The sequence below is a fragment of the Pradoshia sp. Z6_59 genome (genome assembly GCF_058267515.1).
Genome location: NZ_JBZCPP010000015.1, coordinates 46,163 through 63,383, shown reverse-complemented (window position 1 = coordinate 63,383; position 17,221 = coordinate 46,163). Strand labels below are relative to the sequence as shown.

11 protein-coding genes, 1 pseudogene and 1 riboswitch are annotated in these 17,221 nt (G+C 37.8%); of the genes and pseudogenes, 8 read left to right on the top strand and 4 right to left on the bottom strand.

The features are described from left to right. Window positions 1-15: 15 nt before the first annotated feature. The 4 genes and pseudogenes from araA to AC4D4B_RS14645 all read left to right on the top strand — a co-directional run bounded on the left by araA (window position 16) and on the right by AC4D4B_RS14645 (window position 6,942). The gene (araA, locus tag AC4D4B_RS14660) at window positions 16-1,434 is read left to right on the top strand and encodes an L-arabinose isomerase (RefSeq protein WP_491000373.1); all 1,419 of its coding nucleotides are present in this window, start codon (window positions 16-18) and stop codon (window positions 1,432-1,434) included. Window positions 1,435-1,847: 413 nt separating this feature from the next. Then, window positions 1,848-3,241: pseudogene (locus AC4D4B_RS14655) on the top strand (sugar porter family MFS transporter). A 204-nt stretch (window positions 3,242-3,445) separates the two neighbouring features. Next, entirely contained in the window at window positions 3,446-4,321 is an 876-nt protein-coding gene (locus tag AC4D4B_RS14650) for a spermine/spermidine synthase domain-containing protein (protein ID WP_491000372.1), read from the top strand. A gap of 239 nt (window positions 4,322-4,560) precedes the next feature. Beyond that, window positions 4,561-6,942, top strand: coding sequence for a polyprenyl synthetase family protein (locus AC4D4B_RS14645; protein WP_491000371.1), 2,382 nt, complete (start codon window positions 4,561-4,563; stop codon window positions 6,940-6,942). Between the two features lie 88 nt (window positions 6,943-7,030). Here AC4D4B_RS14645 and AC4D4B_RS14640 read toward each other — a convergent pair whose 3' ends face one another. The 3 genes from AC4D4B_RS14640 to exaC form a co-directional block, all read right to left on the bottom strand. Further along, complete coding sequence (locus AC4D4B_RS14640; protein ID WP_175354309.1) at window positions 7,031-8,527, bottom strand: peptide MFS transporter; 1,497 nt, start codon at window positions 8,525-8,527, stop codon at window positions 7,031-7,033. Window positions 8,528-8,729: 202 nt separating this feature from the next. After that, window positions 8,730-9,098: a DUF779 domain-containing protein gene (locus AC4D4B_RS14635; protein ID WP_491000370.1), complete on the bottom strand. Its 369-nt coding sequence runs from the start codon at window positions 9,096-9,098 to the stop codon at window positions 8,730-8,732. Between the two features lie 15 nt (window positions 9,099-9,113). Beyond that, window positions 9,114-10,634 (bottom strand): acetaldehyde dehydrogenase ExaC, encoded by a 1,521-nt coding sequence (gene exaC, locus AC4D4B_RS14630; RefSeq protein ID WP_491000369.1) that lies wholly within the window; start codon window positions 10,632-10,634, stop codon window positions 9,114-9,116. 291 nt (window positions 10,635-10,925) lie between these two features. Between exaC and rbsK the strand changes: the two genes are divergently transcribed. The 4 genes from rbsK to AC4D4B_RS14610 all read left to right on the top strand — a co-directional run bounded on the left by rbsK (window position 10,926) and on the right by AC4D4B_RS14610 (window position 15,373). Next, on the top strand, window positions 10,926-11,840 hold the full coding sequence (rbsK, locus tag AC4D4B_RS14625; RefSeq protein ID WP_490996723.1) for a ribokinase: 915 nt from the start codon (window positions 10,926-10,928) through the stop codon (window positions 11,838-11,840). 234 nt (window positions 11,841-12,074) lie between these two features. Then, on the top strand, window positions 12,075-13,100 hold the full coding sequence (gene adhP / locus AC4D4B_RS14620; protein ID WP_066108183.1) for an alcohol dehydrogenase AdhP: 1,026 nt from the start codon (window positions 12,075-12,077) through the stop codon (window positions 13,098-13,100). Between the two features lie 295 nt (window positions 13,101-13,395). Then, on the top strand, window positions 13,396-13,962 hold the full coding sequence (locus tag AC4D4B_RS14615) for a sigma-70 family RNA polymerase sigma factor (RefSeq protein WP_491000368.1): 567 nt from the start codon (window positions 13,396-13,398) through the stop codon (window positions 13,960-13,962). After that, the gene (locus tag AC4D4B_RS14610) at window positions 13,931-15,373 is read left to right on the top strand and encodes a DUF4179 domain-containing protein (RefSeq protein WP_491000367.1); all 1,443 of its coding nucleotides are present in this window, start codon (window positions 13,931-13,933) and stop codon (window positions 15,371-15,373) included. Before AC4D4B_RS14615 ends, AC4D4B_RS14610 begins: the two co-directional genes overlap by 32 nt. A 150-nt stretch (window positions 15,374-15,523) precedes the next feature. Here AC4D4B_RS14610 and AC4D4B_RS14605 read toward each other — a convergent pair whose 3' ends face one another. After that, a complete protein-coding gene (locus AC4D4B_RS14605) occupies window positions 15,524-16,870 on the bottom strand; it encodes an amino acid permease (protein ID WP_491000366.1) in 1,347 nt (448 codons plus the stop codon). A gap of 172 nt (window positions 16,871-17,042) precedes the next feature. Then, a riboswitch (glycine riboswitch) is annotated at window positions 17,043-17,120 on the bottom strand. Between the last annotated feature and the right edge of the window lie 101 nt (window positions 17,121-17,221).

Sequence of the window (17,221 nt, the reverse complement as noted above, 5' to 3'; positions counted from 1 at the left end):
GAAAAGAGGATTATTATGTCTAAAGTAAAAGAGTTTTGGTTTGTCGTAGGTTCACAGCATCTATATGGGGAAGAGGCACTGGCGGAAGTTAAAGCACACGCACAAACGATGACGGATGCCTTAAATGAAAGCGGTATATTACCCTATCCGCTCGTATTGCAGGATTTAGCTGTAAGTGCAGATAAAATTACAAGCATTATGAAAGAAGTGAACTATCGTGATGAGGTTGCGGGCGTAATAACCTGGATGCACACCTTCTCACCTGCAAAGATGTGGATTCGCGGAACAAAATTATTACAAAAGCCATTGCTTCATTTAGCAACGCAATTTAACGAAAGTATTCCATGGGAAACCATTGATATGGACTTCATGAATCTGAATCAATCAGCTCATGGTGATCGTGAATATGGATTTATAAATGCGCGTTTGAAAAAGCAAAATAAAGTTGTGGTAGGTTACTGGAAACGTGCTGAAGTCCAAAAGCAAATGGCAGAATGGATGGATGTAGCGGTTGCCTATGCCGAAAGCTTCAATATAAAAGTTGCTCGTTTTGGTGATAACATGCGTAATGTTGGAGTAACCGAAGGGGATAAGGTTGAGGCTCAAATTCAATTTGGATGGACTGTTGACTACTTTGGTATAGGCGATCTTGTTCAATATGTGAATGACGTTAAGGAAGAAGAAGTAGAAGATTTAATTGCTGAGTATGCGGAACTATATGAATTTGATTATGGCACGTACAGCAAAGAAGATTGGGAAAAGAGCGTGAAGGTACAAGCAAGCTATGAAATTGCGATTAAGCGTTTCCTTGATGATGGTGGTTACAATGCCTTCACAACTAACTTTGAAGACTTATATGGCATGAAGCAGCTTCCTGGTCTTGCGGTTCAACGTTTGATGGCACAAGGATATGGCTTTGCTGGTGAAGGGGATTGGAAGACAGCGGCCCTCGATCGCTTACTTAAAGTGATGAGCCATAACCAATCAACTGGATTTATGGAAGATTACACTTATGAACTGGCTGTTGGAAAAGAAGCTGCTCTTCAATCGCATATGCTTGAAGTCGATCCTACATTAGCTTGTAACAAGCCAAAAATCGTCGTATCTCCATTAGGTATTGGTGATCGTGAGGATCCAGCTCGTTTAGTATTCGATGGTAAGGCAGGAGATGGTGTTGTTGTTTCAATGGCTGACTTTGGTACGCAATACAAGCTTTTGATTAATGAAGTTTCTGCCTTTGAGCCAACTGTTGAAGCACCTAACCTTCCAGTTGCCCGTGTACTTTGGGAAGTGAAGCCAAACTTCCAGGATGGGGTTAAAGCTTGGATTGAGAATGGCGGCGGTCATCATACAGTTGTTTCATTGAATCTGACAACAGATCAAATCATCACGTATGCAAAGCTTGTTGACTTAGATTACGTAGTTATTAGGTAATGTTTTTATCCTCCAAGGGGGCTTATGCTTCCTTGGAGGGTAATATAGTATCCGGAAGATAGAATAAGCTGCTTTTATTTGTAAGCGTGTTCTTTGTTTATATATGAATGAAAGCGTTTAAGATGAAGAAATAAAACGATATGTTTATGGATTCATTATATTTGGCGTAAAGATGGCCAAATCCTTTTCATATCTAAAATCTTCATAAGTTAAGTAGAGTTATCTCTAAAATTTAATAGGAACACCAACTTTCATGTAAGACAAGCTGTGAACGTAAATATTCTATTAAAAACTTACTGGTAAAATAGCATTTTTGCACGAACTGAAAACGCTTTAAATATACTGAAGCTATCAATAGCTTTAGCCGTGGGATTTCTAGCAATATATATTTGCACCTAGTGGAGGGAACAGACGTGGTTAATGAAAAGAAAATCTCAAGTCGCTTTATTTATTTCTTTGGAGCTTTTGCCGGCATTCTTTTTGGTTATGATATAGGTGTTATGACGGGGGCATTGCCTTTTCTAGAAAGTGATTGGAGTCTAGAAGGAAAAGCTACCGCTATTGGTTGGATTACCTCTTCGGTAATGTTTGGAGCTATATTTGGAGGTGTCGTGGCTGGTCAGCTGTCTGACCGTTTAGGACGACGCAAAATGATTTTAATATCTGCTGTCATTTTTGTTTTGGGGTCCATATTGTCAGGAATAGCCCCTCATGATGGAATACTATTTTTGGTTGTTTCTCGGATGTTTTTAGGACTGGCTGTTGGGGCTGCTTCTGCTTTGGTTCCAGCTTATATGTCGGAAATGGCGCCTGCACGATTGCGCGGTCGTCTCTCGGGAATAAATCAAACAATGATCGTTTCTGGAATGTTGCTTTCATACATTGTTGATTATCTATTGAAAGACCTGCCAGAAACTATGGCATGGAGAATGATGCTTGGTTTGGCTGCAGTACCTGCTATCATTTTGTTTTTTGGAATGTTGAAGCTACCTGAATCACCAAGATTTCTAATTAAGAATAATAAATTTGATGAAGCTCGTAAGGTATTGGGCTATATTCGTTCAAATAAAAAAGATATTGATGCTGAAATAAAACAAATTCAAGAAGCTGCAAAAGAAGAAAAAACGGTAAGTCAGAAAACGTCTTGGGGAACTCTCTTAAGTGGTAAATACCGTTACTTGGTCTTTGCGGGTGTAGGTGTGGCTGCTTTTCAACAATTCCAGGGTGCAAATGCCATCTTCTATTACATTCCTTTGATTGTAGAAAATGCAACAGGCCATGCAGCCAGCTCCGCGTTGATGTGGCCAATCTTCAGGGGATTATCCTTGTAATAGGATCATTAGTATTCCTGGTCATTGCTGATAAATTTAAACGCCGTACTTTATTAACAGTAGGCGGAACTATTATGGGACTATCCTTTATTTTTCCAGCAATCTTAAACATACTAATTCCTAATGTAAATCCGATGATAATGGTTGTTTTCTTAAGTATCTATGTAGCATTTTATTCATTCACATGGGCTCCTTTAACATGGGTCATAGTTGGAGAAATATTCCCGCTAGCCATTCGCGGGCGTGCGTCAGGATTAGCATCATCATTTAACTGGATTGGTTCTTTCTTGGTCGGATTGCTTTTCCCAATCATGATTGCTTTTATGCCTCAAGAAGCTGTTTTTGCCATCTTCGGTGGTATTTGTTTACTGGGAGTCCTATTTATACGGACATGCGTCCCTGAAACTCGCGGTCGCAGTTTAGAGGATATAGAGAAAATTGGAGAAAGTAAACAAGCTAAGGTGAAAAGTGCATAGTAAGTAACATAATTACTTGCTTATCGAATTACAGTAAAGCTATACAGTAAGCAGTCCTTGATTTCTATACAGGAATCAGGGACTTTTTTATTCATTCATATATCTGAAGTGCCTATGTTTACTTAAAGGGAATTCCAGTTTCATTGCCCCATCCCGATTTTTTCGCTATTATTTTACTATAACTCAACGAATACAGGTGAAGAAATGAAACCGAATGATGGAGTAAAAGAAGATAATTATAAGGTATTCGCATTGCTAAGCAATTATTTGAATAAGGCGCCCGATTTTGTTGATAGGGAAGAGATAAATGAGATTGTTCAGTATGGCGTATCTTATGAGCATGCGTTTGCGGTCATTTTAGCGGCTGCTTTTGGATTGGATATTGTGGATAAGACGGATGATAAGGATCTATTCAACAATTACTTTAATGGAATGTTTTATAAACTGGATGAAAAGGAATATTACGAAAACCCTTATTTTAAGAATATCAAGATCCCAACGTTGAAGATTGGTAATAGTGAACTAAAATATGAAAAGTATAAACCGTTTGAGGGGTTTGTATGCAATGATATTGTCAAAACAAAAGAAGGTAGGCAAATCCCGCAAATCGGTTTTTTTGAAACAGAATTTGAGTATCCAGCTATTTTAGAAAACGAAAGAATATGGATGACGGTAACGCCTAATGAAATCGAAACCATGAAAGAACCGATTGAGCAGGCGTTTGGAAATGTACTTACATATGGGTTGGGACTTGGTTATTATACCTATATGATTTCTGAAAAAGAGAATGTTGACAGCATCACGGTAGTTGAAATGAATGAAGACGTGATTAACCTGTTCCAAACATATATATTGCCGCAATTCAAAAACCATCAAAAGGTTAAGATCATTAAAGCCAATGCCTTTGAATATGCTCAAAAATCAATGGCCAAGGGTCAGTTTGACTTTGTTTTTACAGATTTATGGCATGATGTTTCAGATGGGATTGATATGTATTTAAAAATGAAGTTATTTGAAAAAAGATGCCCAAATACGATATTTACCTATTGGATTGAAAAATCAATTAAATGTTATTTATAAAACATGCATGAGGAATCCTCTTTCAAGTTATTGAAGAGGGATTTTTATATTTAGTAAAGTATTTTTTTCCTGACGAGTATATATAAATAAGACGTTGGGCAGGGACGATAATTGTTCATTGAGAAACAGGTCAAAAATACCACATTGATTATTTTAGCTTTCTGCTTATAAAGATGTTACTTTTGTAGTAAGCAAGTTGGAAATCGTCTAACCAAAAGAAACAAGAGGTAATTGAACTTATGAATGAACAGGTCATAAATAATAGCAATACATGTTATGCATTGGCTGAGGAGAAGGCTGAAAAGTATTTTGAATCCTTGCATGCTCAAGTTATTGAGAAGAGTTATATCGATGCATTAACGAAAGATATTCAATCGTGGAAGCAGAACCATATCCGTCATCGACCCTTAGCTTCCCTTTTTGCTCATAAAAATAAAAAACCAACAAATAAGGAGTATCATCAGTATATAAGCTGGTTGAATAAGAGAGGGAAACTGGAGCAGTACCTTCACCGAAGTATTTCATATATCTATCTGAGAGATTTAGGAAAAGCCTTGGACAAGCCTGAAACGCAAACTAAAATTAAACAAGTCGTGGATTCGCTCATCACTCAATTGGTTACAGATCAATTTGAAGAAGCTGGTGAGTTTGATTTATTTAGTACGCACGGTTTGTACAGATGGGGTCAAAAGGAGAATATCGAGTCAACAGTCATCTGGCTATTCGACAAGCTAAGAATCGTGTCATCCTCTATACCGATTGGAATGGATGCCGAAAATGCCCAACGTAAATTAATCAAAATCATAGGTGGAGTTATGATGCACGTTAGGGAAGAAATGGGCTCTGATATTTCCTCGGAGGAACGGGCCCAGAAGCTTGATGAAGCCATTCGGTTAGGATATTCCTATGGTCTGACCTATCCTTTTATAGATGATTTACTAGATGCAAATGTTTTATCCGATGAGGAGAAAAAGCAGTTTTCAACTCTCATTAGAATGACGCTTATCAATGGGACAGTCCCAGAAATAGACGAGTGGTCTGGTAAAAATGAAGATCTTATCCGATTTATTCATTCAGAACTGAAGGAAGCATTTGAGTATATTAAAGGATGCCAAAGCCCAGAAAATGCTAGAATATTTTTCGACCAGGCGTATGTGTTTTTTCATTCACAGGAAGTAGACCGAGTTAAAGAGTTAACAAATGAACATTACACCAATGAAGATTTGTTTATTCCCATCATATTAAAATCATCGTCTTCACGATTGATCGTTCGTTCTGTTATTAGTGCCCCGGAGGATGAAGGGTTTAACAAACGCACGTTTTATTATGGAATATACAATCAATTGGCAGATGACTTTGCGGATTTATTTGATGATATGGATGCAGGAGCGGTTACTCCGTATACGTATTATCTAACGTATCATGATAAGCGCCCTGACCTTATTAACCCATTTGAATTATATTGGACGGTTATTTACAACTTAATTCATCATGTATATGATTCTGATCCTCATGCTTGTGAGGTCATACTGGATCGAGCAATTAATGGTCTAAAAAGAAATAAAGAACGATTAGGTACTAAGCAGTATGATGAATTGATGAATTTATTAACAGCAAACATGCCGACATTTAATCAACTTATCCAAACGATGGTTCAAAAAGCAGATGATGTAGATTTCTTTGATAAATTGCTCCGCGATCATATCCTTTCCAATTTACGAAAGGATCGTCAGGAGGAAGGCGAATTTGCTAACACAATAAAGAGCATTCGTCAGGAGATTAATCAATATCTGCCTATTAATCAACTAGAATCTGCACGTTTGACGAATGATCCAATCATTGACGCGGCAAATTATAGTCTTGAAGGTGATGGAAAGAGGTTAAGACCAATCGTGACCTGGATGATGGGAGTCAAGGAGTATGGGCTGGATTCTACAGCAATTGTGCCGCTTCTTAAATCCCTCGAATATATGCATACGGCATCTCTTATTCTCGATGATCTGCCATCTCAGGATAATGCGCCTATTCGAAGAGGCCGTGCTACCCTGCATACGGTCCATAATACAGGAATAGCAGAAATAACTTCAGTATATCTTATTCAGAATGCTATGAAGGAACAAGCATCACTGAAGCAATTTGATGCGGCGTCTGTTCTGCAGTTAATTCGATATTCATCCCAGGTAGCCATGGATATGTGCAGAGGGCAGGCGATGGACTTGGAATCGAAAGGGAAAATGCTGACTTTAGAGGAATTAAACACTCTTTCCTTCTACAAAACAGGAATCGCATTTGAGGCATCACTCATTATGCCTGCGATTCTTGCTCAAGTAAGGGAATCCGAGATAGAGAAGTTAAAAAAATTCGCCCATCATGCCGGAATCGCATTTCAAATTAAAGATGACTTGCTTGATCTGGAGGGGGATGACCTTTTACTTGGAAAACCTGTCGGACAGGACAAAGAAAATAATAATTCTACGTTTGTATCAGTCCTCGGCAGGGAGGGTGCTCGTAAAGTAATGTGGGATCATTACTGCTATGCTATGGAAGCTATTGTACAGATTTCACCAAAGAGTTCATTTTTAAAGCACTTATTGAATTATATGGTGAACAGACAACGCTAAAGTGATTGTCTGTTCGCTGCCTTATAGTAAAAAACATCCAGAACATAAAAATGCCCCCGGTTGTAAAACCAGGGGCATTTTATTATTTTTATTTAACGCCTCTCATATATTTTTGGATGGTTGGTGAGATGAAGTAAATAATAATTGAACATAGAATTGCGAATCCACCGATTAATCCAAAATACAGGAGTTCCGTTTCCGTACTATAAAGTTTTACAAGCTGTGCATTTATGGCCTGTGCAACAGCACTTGCGAGGAACCATAGGCTCATCGTTTGAGCGGAGAATGCAGCAGGTGCCAATTTAGTTGTAGCAGATAAACCAACAGGAGATAGACAAAGCTCTCCAAGTGTGACGATTAGGTAGCTCAATATGAGCCAATAAGGACTAACAAGTGAGTCACCGCCACTTAGGTATCCTGGTACAAGCATCACAATAAATGATAGACCCGCTAATAGCAAGCCAATTGAAAATTTTCTGGAAGTTGAAGGCTGTCTATCCCCAAGCTTCATCCATAACCAAGCTGCAACAGGTGCAAAGATGATTACGAAGAGGGCAGGCATTGCCTGTAGCACACCAGGTGCGATTTTAAAACCTAACAAAGTTAAATTAGTTCTCTCTAAAGCATAAATATTCAGTAAATTAGAGCCTTGCTCATAAATAGCCCAGAATATAACTGCTGACAGGAATAATGGAATATAGGCAAGTAATCTTGACTGTTCTTCTGCAGTTGTTTTAGAGCTTTTGTACATCCAGACAAAGTAAACGACTGGTATAATAACTGCCAAAATCGTTACGAGTAAGACAAATCGATCAATGGTTAGCCAACCGATTGTAATCAGTGCGTAGAAAAGGACAATTAATAGAGCAATTGTTACCCCAAAATAAAGAGCAAATTTCTTTTTGCCTTCAGGGCTTAATGGATTAGGTGGCTGTGTTCCAATGGTACCCAGATTTTTCTTTTTCGTAATAACAAATACGATTAATCCAAGGAACATACCTACAGCAGCAGCTGAAAAACCTGCATGGTAGCTATCGTAATGTCCGCGTAATCCTTCTACAACAAATGGAGCTATAAAAGCACCTAAATTAATCCCCATATAGAATATACTGAATCCTGAGTCCCGGCGATTGTCGGCCTTTGTATATAAATCACCAACAACACTGGAAATGTTCGGTTTTAGCAATCCAGTACCAATGATAATTAAGAACATACTGGCAAAAAAGGCTTCAGCCCCGAGTGGCAACGCCAGAACAACATGGCCCAACATAATAAAAACTCCACCGTAGAATACGGTTCTGCTTGTCCCAAGTAAACGGTCCGCAACCCATCCACCGATAATACCTGATAGATAGACTAAAGATCCATAAATGGCAGCAATGGACATGGCTGTGGTTTGATCAAAGCCCAGTCCGCCCTTGCTAACTTCAGCGTATAAGTAGAGGACCAGGATGGCGCGCATTCCATAATACGAAAAACGTTCCCAAAACTCTGTGAAAAATAATGTGAAAAGTCCTTTTGGGTGTCCGAAAAAACCTGTGTTCGGAATGCCTGGAACACCCGACTGTTTGTTTAATTTAACCAAAAATTCTCTCTCCTTTAGCATGATGTAGTACAATATACCATTTTATTTTAGATTAACTAAAAAATCAAAATTGAGAGACTATAATTTTGCTAATTTAATAGAAATATGTCGAAAACTATAGAATATGGTGGAAGTTAAAGGAAAATCAAAAAAATATAAAGAAAATGCCCCCAAAGTTATTGATAACTTTAGGGGCATTCTTTTAGGCTTCTATTTGATTTTTTAGTCTCACATATTCTTTATCAGAGAATACTCGTGATTTCGTAATGAAATGACGATCTTCTATACTATCAAGTGAAAAGGCTGCTCCTCTTCCATCAGTAGCATCCAGGATCAATTGAGTATGTTTCCAGTACTCATATTGCATCTTATGGATATAAAACGGCGTTCCTCCAATGGAACCGAGGTATACATCAGCATCCCCCGTTTTAAAATCACCTTCCTTATAACACATGGGAGCAGATCCATCACAGCAACCTCCGGATTGGTAAAACATAATAGAGCCGTGAGTCCTTTTTAATGAATCTATTAATTGAAGTGCCTCTTTGGTTGCTACGACACGTTCTACCATTTTAGAGCACTCCTTTTAGAAGAAACCTTGAGCATTTTTATCATAGCTTACTAACAAACATTTTGTTTGTTGGTAATGATCTAACATCATAGCATGGTTTTCACGGCCGATACCGGATAATTTGTAACCGCCGAAAGCAGCACCTGCTGGATATTGATGATATGTGTTTGTCCATACGCGACCAGCTTGAATCGCACGCCCGGCACGGTAAGCAAGATCTCCACTGCGGGACCATACACCGGCACCTAATCCGTACAAGGTATCATTTGCAATTTCCATTGCTTCGTCAAAGTCTTTGAAAGTCGTTACACTAAGAACTGGTCCAAAGATTTCTTCCTGGAATATACGCATTTTATTATGCCCTTTGAAAACAGTCGGTTTAATATAGTTACCATTTTTAAGGTCTTCACCAAGGTCATTTTCTTCTCCGCCAATTAAACATTCAGCACCTTCTTCTTTGCCGAGTTTAATGTAGGATAAGATTTTTTCTTTTTGTTCATTAGAAGCCTGCGCGCCCATCATAACTTCTGTATCTAGTGGGTTGCCAATCTTAATCGCTTTCACACGCTCTAATGCACGTTCCATAAATTTATCATAGATTGATTCCTGGATTAATGCACGGGAAGGGCATGTGCAAATTTCACCGGAGTTTAAAGCAAACATCACTAAGCCTTCGATTGCTTTATTTAAAAATTCATCATCTTTGTCTAGTACATCTTCAAAGAATACGTTAGGTGATTTACCGCCAAGCTCCAATGTAACAGGAATAATGTTTTCAGTAGCATATTGCATTATTTGGCGTCCCACTGCTGTAGAACCAGTAAAGGCAATCTTCGCAATACGTGGATTTGTTGCAAGTGGTTTCCCTACTTCAATACCAAAACCATTTACGACGTTCAGAACACCCGCTGGGAGTATATCCTGAATTAACTCAACAAGAACCATAATGGATGCAGGAGTTTGTTCAGCTGGTTTTAATACGATGCAGTTACCCGCTGCCAATGCCGGGGCAATCTTCCAGACAGCCATTAGAATTGGGAAATTCCAAGGAATAATTTGACCAACAACTCCAAGCGGTTCTTGGAAGTGGTAAGCTACTGTATCATTATCTAATTGTGTAGTTCTTCCTTCTTGTGTACGAATGGCACTTGCGAAATAACGGAAGTGATCAATTGCCAAAGGAACATCAGCATTCAATGTTTCACGTACTGCTTTCCCATTATCCCAAGTCTCAGCTACTGCGAGCATTTCCAGGTTTTCTTCTAAACGATCTGCAATTTTATTTAAAATACGTGCACGTTCAGCAGTAGAAGTTTTCCCCCAAGCTTCTTTTGCTGCATGTGCTGCATCTAATGCTAATTCAATATCTTCAGCAGAAGAACGAGCAGCCTTTGTAAAAACTTCTCCAGTTACCGGAGATTTATTTTCAAAGTATTGACCTTTAACAGGTGCAACCCATTTTCCGCCAATAAAGTTATCGTATTTCTCTTTGAAATGGACAACTGCGCCTTCTGTATTTGGATTTGCATAAATCATGTTGATATCTCCCCTATGTTCGTATTGAAAACTCTTAAATATAAAGTTTTGATGCCACTTTGGAATAAAAATACACCAGTAAAGCGTTTTCTATACTATTATTTGTCTAATTTGATAAAATTTCAAATAATATGACTGTGAATATAAGAGAAGAGAAAATTTTATTTTGGGGTAGGATGTTAGAATACATTTATTACAATCTTTCTTCCGAAAACGTCCTATCCTAGTATCAGTGCTAAAATAGTCTGTAGAATCTTCTCTTTGATGAGAAAAATAAGGAGGTAAAATACAATGGATATTGCGGTTATTGGATCGAATAATGTCGATCTTATTTCCTATATTGATAGAATGCCAGAACAGGGAGAAACGCTTGAGGCACCTAGCTTTTCAATGGGGTGCGGAGGAAAAGGGGCCAACCAGGCCGTGGCAGCTGCAAAACTGGGCTCAAAGGTAATGATGGTTACGAAGGTAGGCGATGATATTTTTGCCGATAACACCATCCAAAATCTTGAACGCTATGGAATTGATACAGAATTTACAAATAAGGTTCCCGGAAGCTCCAGTGGGGTTGCACCAATCTTCGTAGATCCAGATTCTCATAATCGCATTTTAATCATTAAAGGTGCAAATAAATATCTTTTACCAGAGGATGTAGATAAAGCAGCAGATAAGCTTAAGACATGCTCTTTAATTGTGCTTCAATTGGAAATTTCCCTTGAAACCGTTTATCGGGCGATAGAATTTGGAAACGAGCACGGGATTCCTGTTATCTTGAATCCAGCGCCTGCTGCGAAAAATTTAGATTTTAACTATGTATGTAAATGTGACTTTTTCGTTCCAAATGAAAGTGAACTGGAAATCTTGACCGGAATGCCTGTTTCAACGGTTGAGCAAATTAAAGCTGCAGCAGCCAGTCTGGTAGATAAAGGAGTTACAAATGTCATTGTAACGATGGGAAGCCGTGGAGTAATGTGGGTAACCAAAAGCGGTGCTCATACGGTAGATTCATTTAAGGTAGAAGCTGTTGATACGACTGGTGCAGGAGATGCGTTTATTGGCTGTTTTGCTCATTATTATGTACAGAATAAGGATGTATTACAATCGATTAATATGGCAACCGCCTTTGCAGCATTAAGTGTCACAAAACGAGGCACTCAAAATTCTTACCCAAGTGTCGAAGAAGTTAGCCTATTTTTAAATAAATAAATGTCATAAGCAAGTTTTTTATTGTAGTTTGATAAATGAGAGGAAGATTTCCTTTATAGAGATAAAAAGTTAATACATCATTATATTAAAGCACCTATTAGTTCGAATTGTATTTTTATGATTATAAAAATATAGAAAATTCCTCAATTTGTGTTGATTTTACGAGTTTACACATTTATACTAAGTATGTGAAATGTTGAGCAAGTTAAATATACATACGGAGGATTGATTGGAATGAAAGCTGCTGTAGTGAGTGCAAAGAACCCTGGTAAAGTGGAATTAGTTGAAAAGGAACTGCCAAAGTTAAAACCCGGTCAAGCTTTAGTTGATGTAGAATATTGCGGAGTGTGTCATACAGACTTGCACGTAGCAAAAGGCGATTTCGGCGCAGTTCCGGGAAGAATACCTGGACATGAAGGAATCGGCATTGTGAAAGAAATTGCAGACGATGTTACCAGTTTAAAGGTAGGAGATCGTGTCAGCATTGCCTGGTTCTTTAAGGGATGCGGAACTTGCGAGTACTGTGTGACAGGAAATGAAACCTTCTGCCGCAGCGTACAAAATGCCGGTTTCACGGTTGATGGAGCAATGGCTGAACAATGTATCGTAGAAGCGGACTATGCAGTTAAAGTACCTGAAGGACTAGATCCAGCTCAAGCAAGCAGTATTACTTGCGCAGGTGTAACTTGCTACAAAGCAATCAAAGTTTCTGATATTAAACCTGGTCAATGGATTGCTATCTATGGCTGTGGTGGATTAGGTAACCTTGCGATCCAATATGCGAAAAATGTATTTAACGCAAAGGTAATTGCAGTGGATATTAATGATGATAAATTGGCATTGTCCAAAGAAGTAGGAGCAGACCTTGTATGTAATCCATTAACAGATGGAGATGCAGGTGAGTGGATTCAGGAGAAAGTTGGAGGAGCTCATGCTGCAGTTGTTACAGCTGTTTCCAAAGTTGCCTTTAACCAGGCTGTTAACTCTGTTCGTGCCACGGCTAAAGTTGTTGCAGTAGGGTTACCTCCTGAAACAATGGATTTGGCTATCGTGAAAACCGTATTGGATGGTATTCAAATCGTTGGTTCCTTAGTTGGTACACGTAAGGATTTAGAAGAAGCCTTCCAATTTGGAGCAGAGGGCAAAGTAGTGCCAATCGTTGAAACAAGATGCTTGCATGAAGTAAATGATATTTTTGAAGAAATGGAAGCGGGTAAAATCCAGGGCCGTATGGTCATCGATATGCACAAACACGAATAATTCCAATCAATAACCTTAAAAAATATACTCAAGCAGTCTTACATTCAATCAAGGATGTAAGGCTGTTTTTTTTGTACCTTTTTAGATATTTGGGAGCTTAGTACATTAAAATCATGCTTACGTTAATAGGATTATTTCCCCAAAAACAAAGACGATGTGAAGCTGGTTGATGTACTGTAGAAATATATATAAATCTAATGTATGTGTTCAGTATCCTAAATAAATATAAAAAACTTCCAATATTTGAAACCTTTTTAGGGAAATTCATCACTAATAGACAGAAGGGGGCGAGAAAGTGGATTACAAGGAAGAGCAGAGGCTGGTCAAGAAAGCTATAAAGGGGAATAAAAAGAGCTTTGAACGATTAGTTAAGCAGCATTATGAAAGAATATATCGAACGGCTTATATATATGTTAACAATCAGGAGGATGCATTGGATGTGGTTCAGGATGCAACATATCAGGCCTTTATCTCAATTCATTCTTTGAAACATCCTGAGTACTTCATGACTTGGCTCACGAAAATTATCATTCGCTGTGCTGGACAAGTGGTCAAAAAGAGAGGAACTGTTATACCTTTCTCGGATGAAATATTAATAGGTATGATTCCGCAATCGGAGGAAAAGAAAGAAGTTGATTGTGGAGAATTAATGGATGCTTTGGTCCAAATTAAAGAGAATTATCGGACAAGCATTCTTTTGTTTTATTATCATGATTATTCTATTAAAACAATCAGCACTATTATGCAAATACCTGAAGGAACCGTTAAAACCAATTTAAGCAGAGGGAAAGAGGCACTAAAAAAAATCTTAAATGAGGAGGGATTCGACCATGGAAGAAAAGGATTTAAAGAAGGCATTTAACCAAATACCAGTACCTAAAGAAAGTGTGTTTAAGGCCATTGATGATGGGTTAAAGCAGGGAAATGAAAAAAAGAGACCACAGACGATGAAGAGAAAACTTCTATACGGGGGAGTGGCTTCTATAGCAATTCTATCTTTGACAATCAGTTCAGGGTTTATCCATCCAACGATGAACAAAGTACTCGCAAAAACTCCTTTAGTAGGTCAAATATTTAAAGATTTTGAAGATTCCCTTGGAACAGAATTAGCAAAACAAAACCTGGTTTACGAATTAAATGAGACCAGTACTAGTAAGGGAGTTAATGTAACCCTGACTAATGCATATTTTGATGGGTATATTGTTTCGATTACAGGACATGTAGATGGCAATCTAAGAGAGCAAAATCCAGGAGAGAGCGATGAGTTAAGTATGGATGGAAATTTCGAGAATTATGAAGGGGATGCTGATCCCTGGCTTAATGGGCAATCAACTGCTTTTAAGAAAAAAGGAGATGGGTTTGATTTTCAAATGACTTTAAATTATCCATATGAGGAATTAAAGGAGAATTTTAATTTGCCAATCATGATCCATAGCATTAATGGGACTAAAGGAGAATGGAATTTCTCGGTTCCGATTAAACAAAAAAAGAATAAAGCTATCGCATTAGATTACACAAAAAACTATCCGAATGAAAATGTCCAAATTAAAGTTAATGAATTGCTTTATGGAAGCATTACATCGACTATTATGTTTGAAACAAAAACAGAGTATGAGAATGATGATATATTTTTAGGGAAGGCAACTGACAATAAGGGGAATAGGTTGGATATTGGAAATCCTGTAAAAGTTAATAAGAAAACAAATGGTAAAGTACGTGAATTTCGAACGATAGAGAATTTAGATCCAGATGCTAAATCCATCACTTTCTATCCACATTTAAGTCTATCAGAACCTTCAGCAGAAAAAAAACTAGCGGCAGGTACGTCCTTTACATTGAATAGTCAACGTTCTGATAAGTCGATCCGAGTTAATGGTATCAAACATGAAAAGGATCAATTGATTGTTGACTATAATTTATATGGATTTCCTAAGAGTCTTAAGGGAGAAAAATATGAGAATTTGCTCGATACTTTAGGGTATGTGTTTAATATAATTGATCAAAGGTTTGTGGATACAGACGAGGATTATACACCATATATAGATCGTAACCATGTTAAAGTCCTTGATAAAGATACAATGCATTTTCAATCAGTATTTGATTTAAGTGGAGAAGTTGTATATGAGGGGGATATCATTCAAAAAATCAACAATTTTGAAATGGATCATGCTATTATGCAGTTTGATTTTTATCCATTTTTAGAGAGAGTTGAGCTTGATCCTTTCACAGTGAATATACCGCAGAATAAGGAGGAAATCGAGAATCATAAATAAAAATCGTTTTGAAACTATATTGGCTAAGTTCGGTATCGCTGGACTAAGTTTTCATTTAATACAGAAATGCTATGGATAAAAAATGCACTCCAATTGTTAAGTGTGATCTAACAACTGGAGTGAATTATTATTTTTAGTTTTGCTCTATTATCATAATCTCTTCTTTTTATGATAGTTATATATGATAATCAATAAGACAAACCATAATGGTGTAAGCAGCATTGCTAAGCGTGTTTCCGCAGCAATGAGCATTACAATCAGTATGAAAGCAAACATACCTAGGATTACATAATTTATAGTTGGTGTTAATGGAGCTTTGAATGTAGATTTAGCTCTTAAATCAGGTCTCGTTTTTACATATTTGATATGCGAGATTAAAATAATGCTCCATACCCAAATGAAACAGATGGCGCTGATTGTTGTAACGATTGTAAAGGCCTGCTCTGGTATCAGCTTGCTAAGCAGTGCACCGACAGAAACGACAATAGTAGAAGTTACTAATGCATTGCTCGGTACATGGTGCTTATTTAATTTTGAGAATCTTTTTGGTGCTTCTTTATGATTGCTTAAGTTGTAAAGAATGCGGCTGGTTGAAAACAATCCGCTGTTTGAAGCAGAGGCTGCGGATGTTAATACAACAAAGTTGATAATACCTGCCGCCATTGGAATACCGATTAAGGCGAAGACACCTACAAATGGACTGCTTGTTGCACTTAATTGATCCCAAGGATTGATGCATAAAATAACAAATAAGGCACCTACATAAAACAGCAAAATCCGTACCGGTATTTTGTTGATAGCAGATGGAATGTTTTTTCGCGGATTAGCTGTTTCAGCAGCAGATACACCAATAAGTTCTACTCCAACGAAGGAGAAGACAACCATTTGCAGTGATAGTAAGAACCCGGATATTCCATTCGGGAACATGCCGCCATGATTCCAAAGGTTAGAAACAGAAACAGTTCCGCTATCTGTTTCAAATCCAATCACAAGCAGTACGATTCCTACGACAATAAGTGCAACAATAGTGACGACTTTAATAATGGCAAACCAGAATTCTAACTCACCAAATAGTTTGACGGTTAATAGATTTAATCCTAATAGAATGACTAAACAAATGATAGCAGGCACCCACTGCGGGATATCAAACCAGTATTGTGTATATAAACCAACAGCAATAATATCGGCCATGGCCGTCATAATCCAGCAGAACCAATACGTCCAGCCAGTCACAAATCCAGCCCATGGACCCAAATAATCAGCTGCAAAATCGATAAATGATGTATGATTTGTATTGGATAAAAGTAATTCACCCAATGCTCTCATAACAAAAAATAGAGCTACTCCGATAATCAGATAAGAAAATAGGATGGATGGACCGGCTAAATGAATGGATTTGCCGGAGCCTAAAAATAAGCCGGTTCCAATTGTGCCCCCAATTGCAATTAATTGTACATGACGATTTTTTAAATCCCTTTTTAACTCTTGCTTAGCCAAGTTGCATGCCCCCGTTTAATCTTAGATGTCTAAAACAGGCACCTAGTAAAATAGATATTTATCATTTTTCTCGCTTTATTTAGATACTATGTCTCACCTCACTATTGATATTGGACAATAAAAAAAGAGATTGGTTGTCTCCAATCTCTAAAAGGGCAAGAATAACAAAAATCGTTACCATTCTGTCCTTTTGCCTGAGATTGTGAATCCTTCGGCGCTGTATAAATACAGTCTCTCCAGAAGCTGCTCCCGCCATAGTTTTATCCACAGCGATCAAAGCGTGCTATATTAAATTATTAATTCTCAGAGTATGTTAACTTATTAACATAATTCTGAAAAAATGTTATGAAA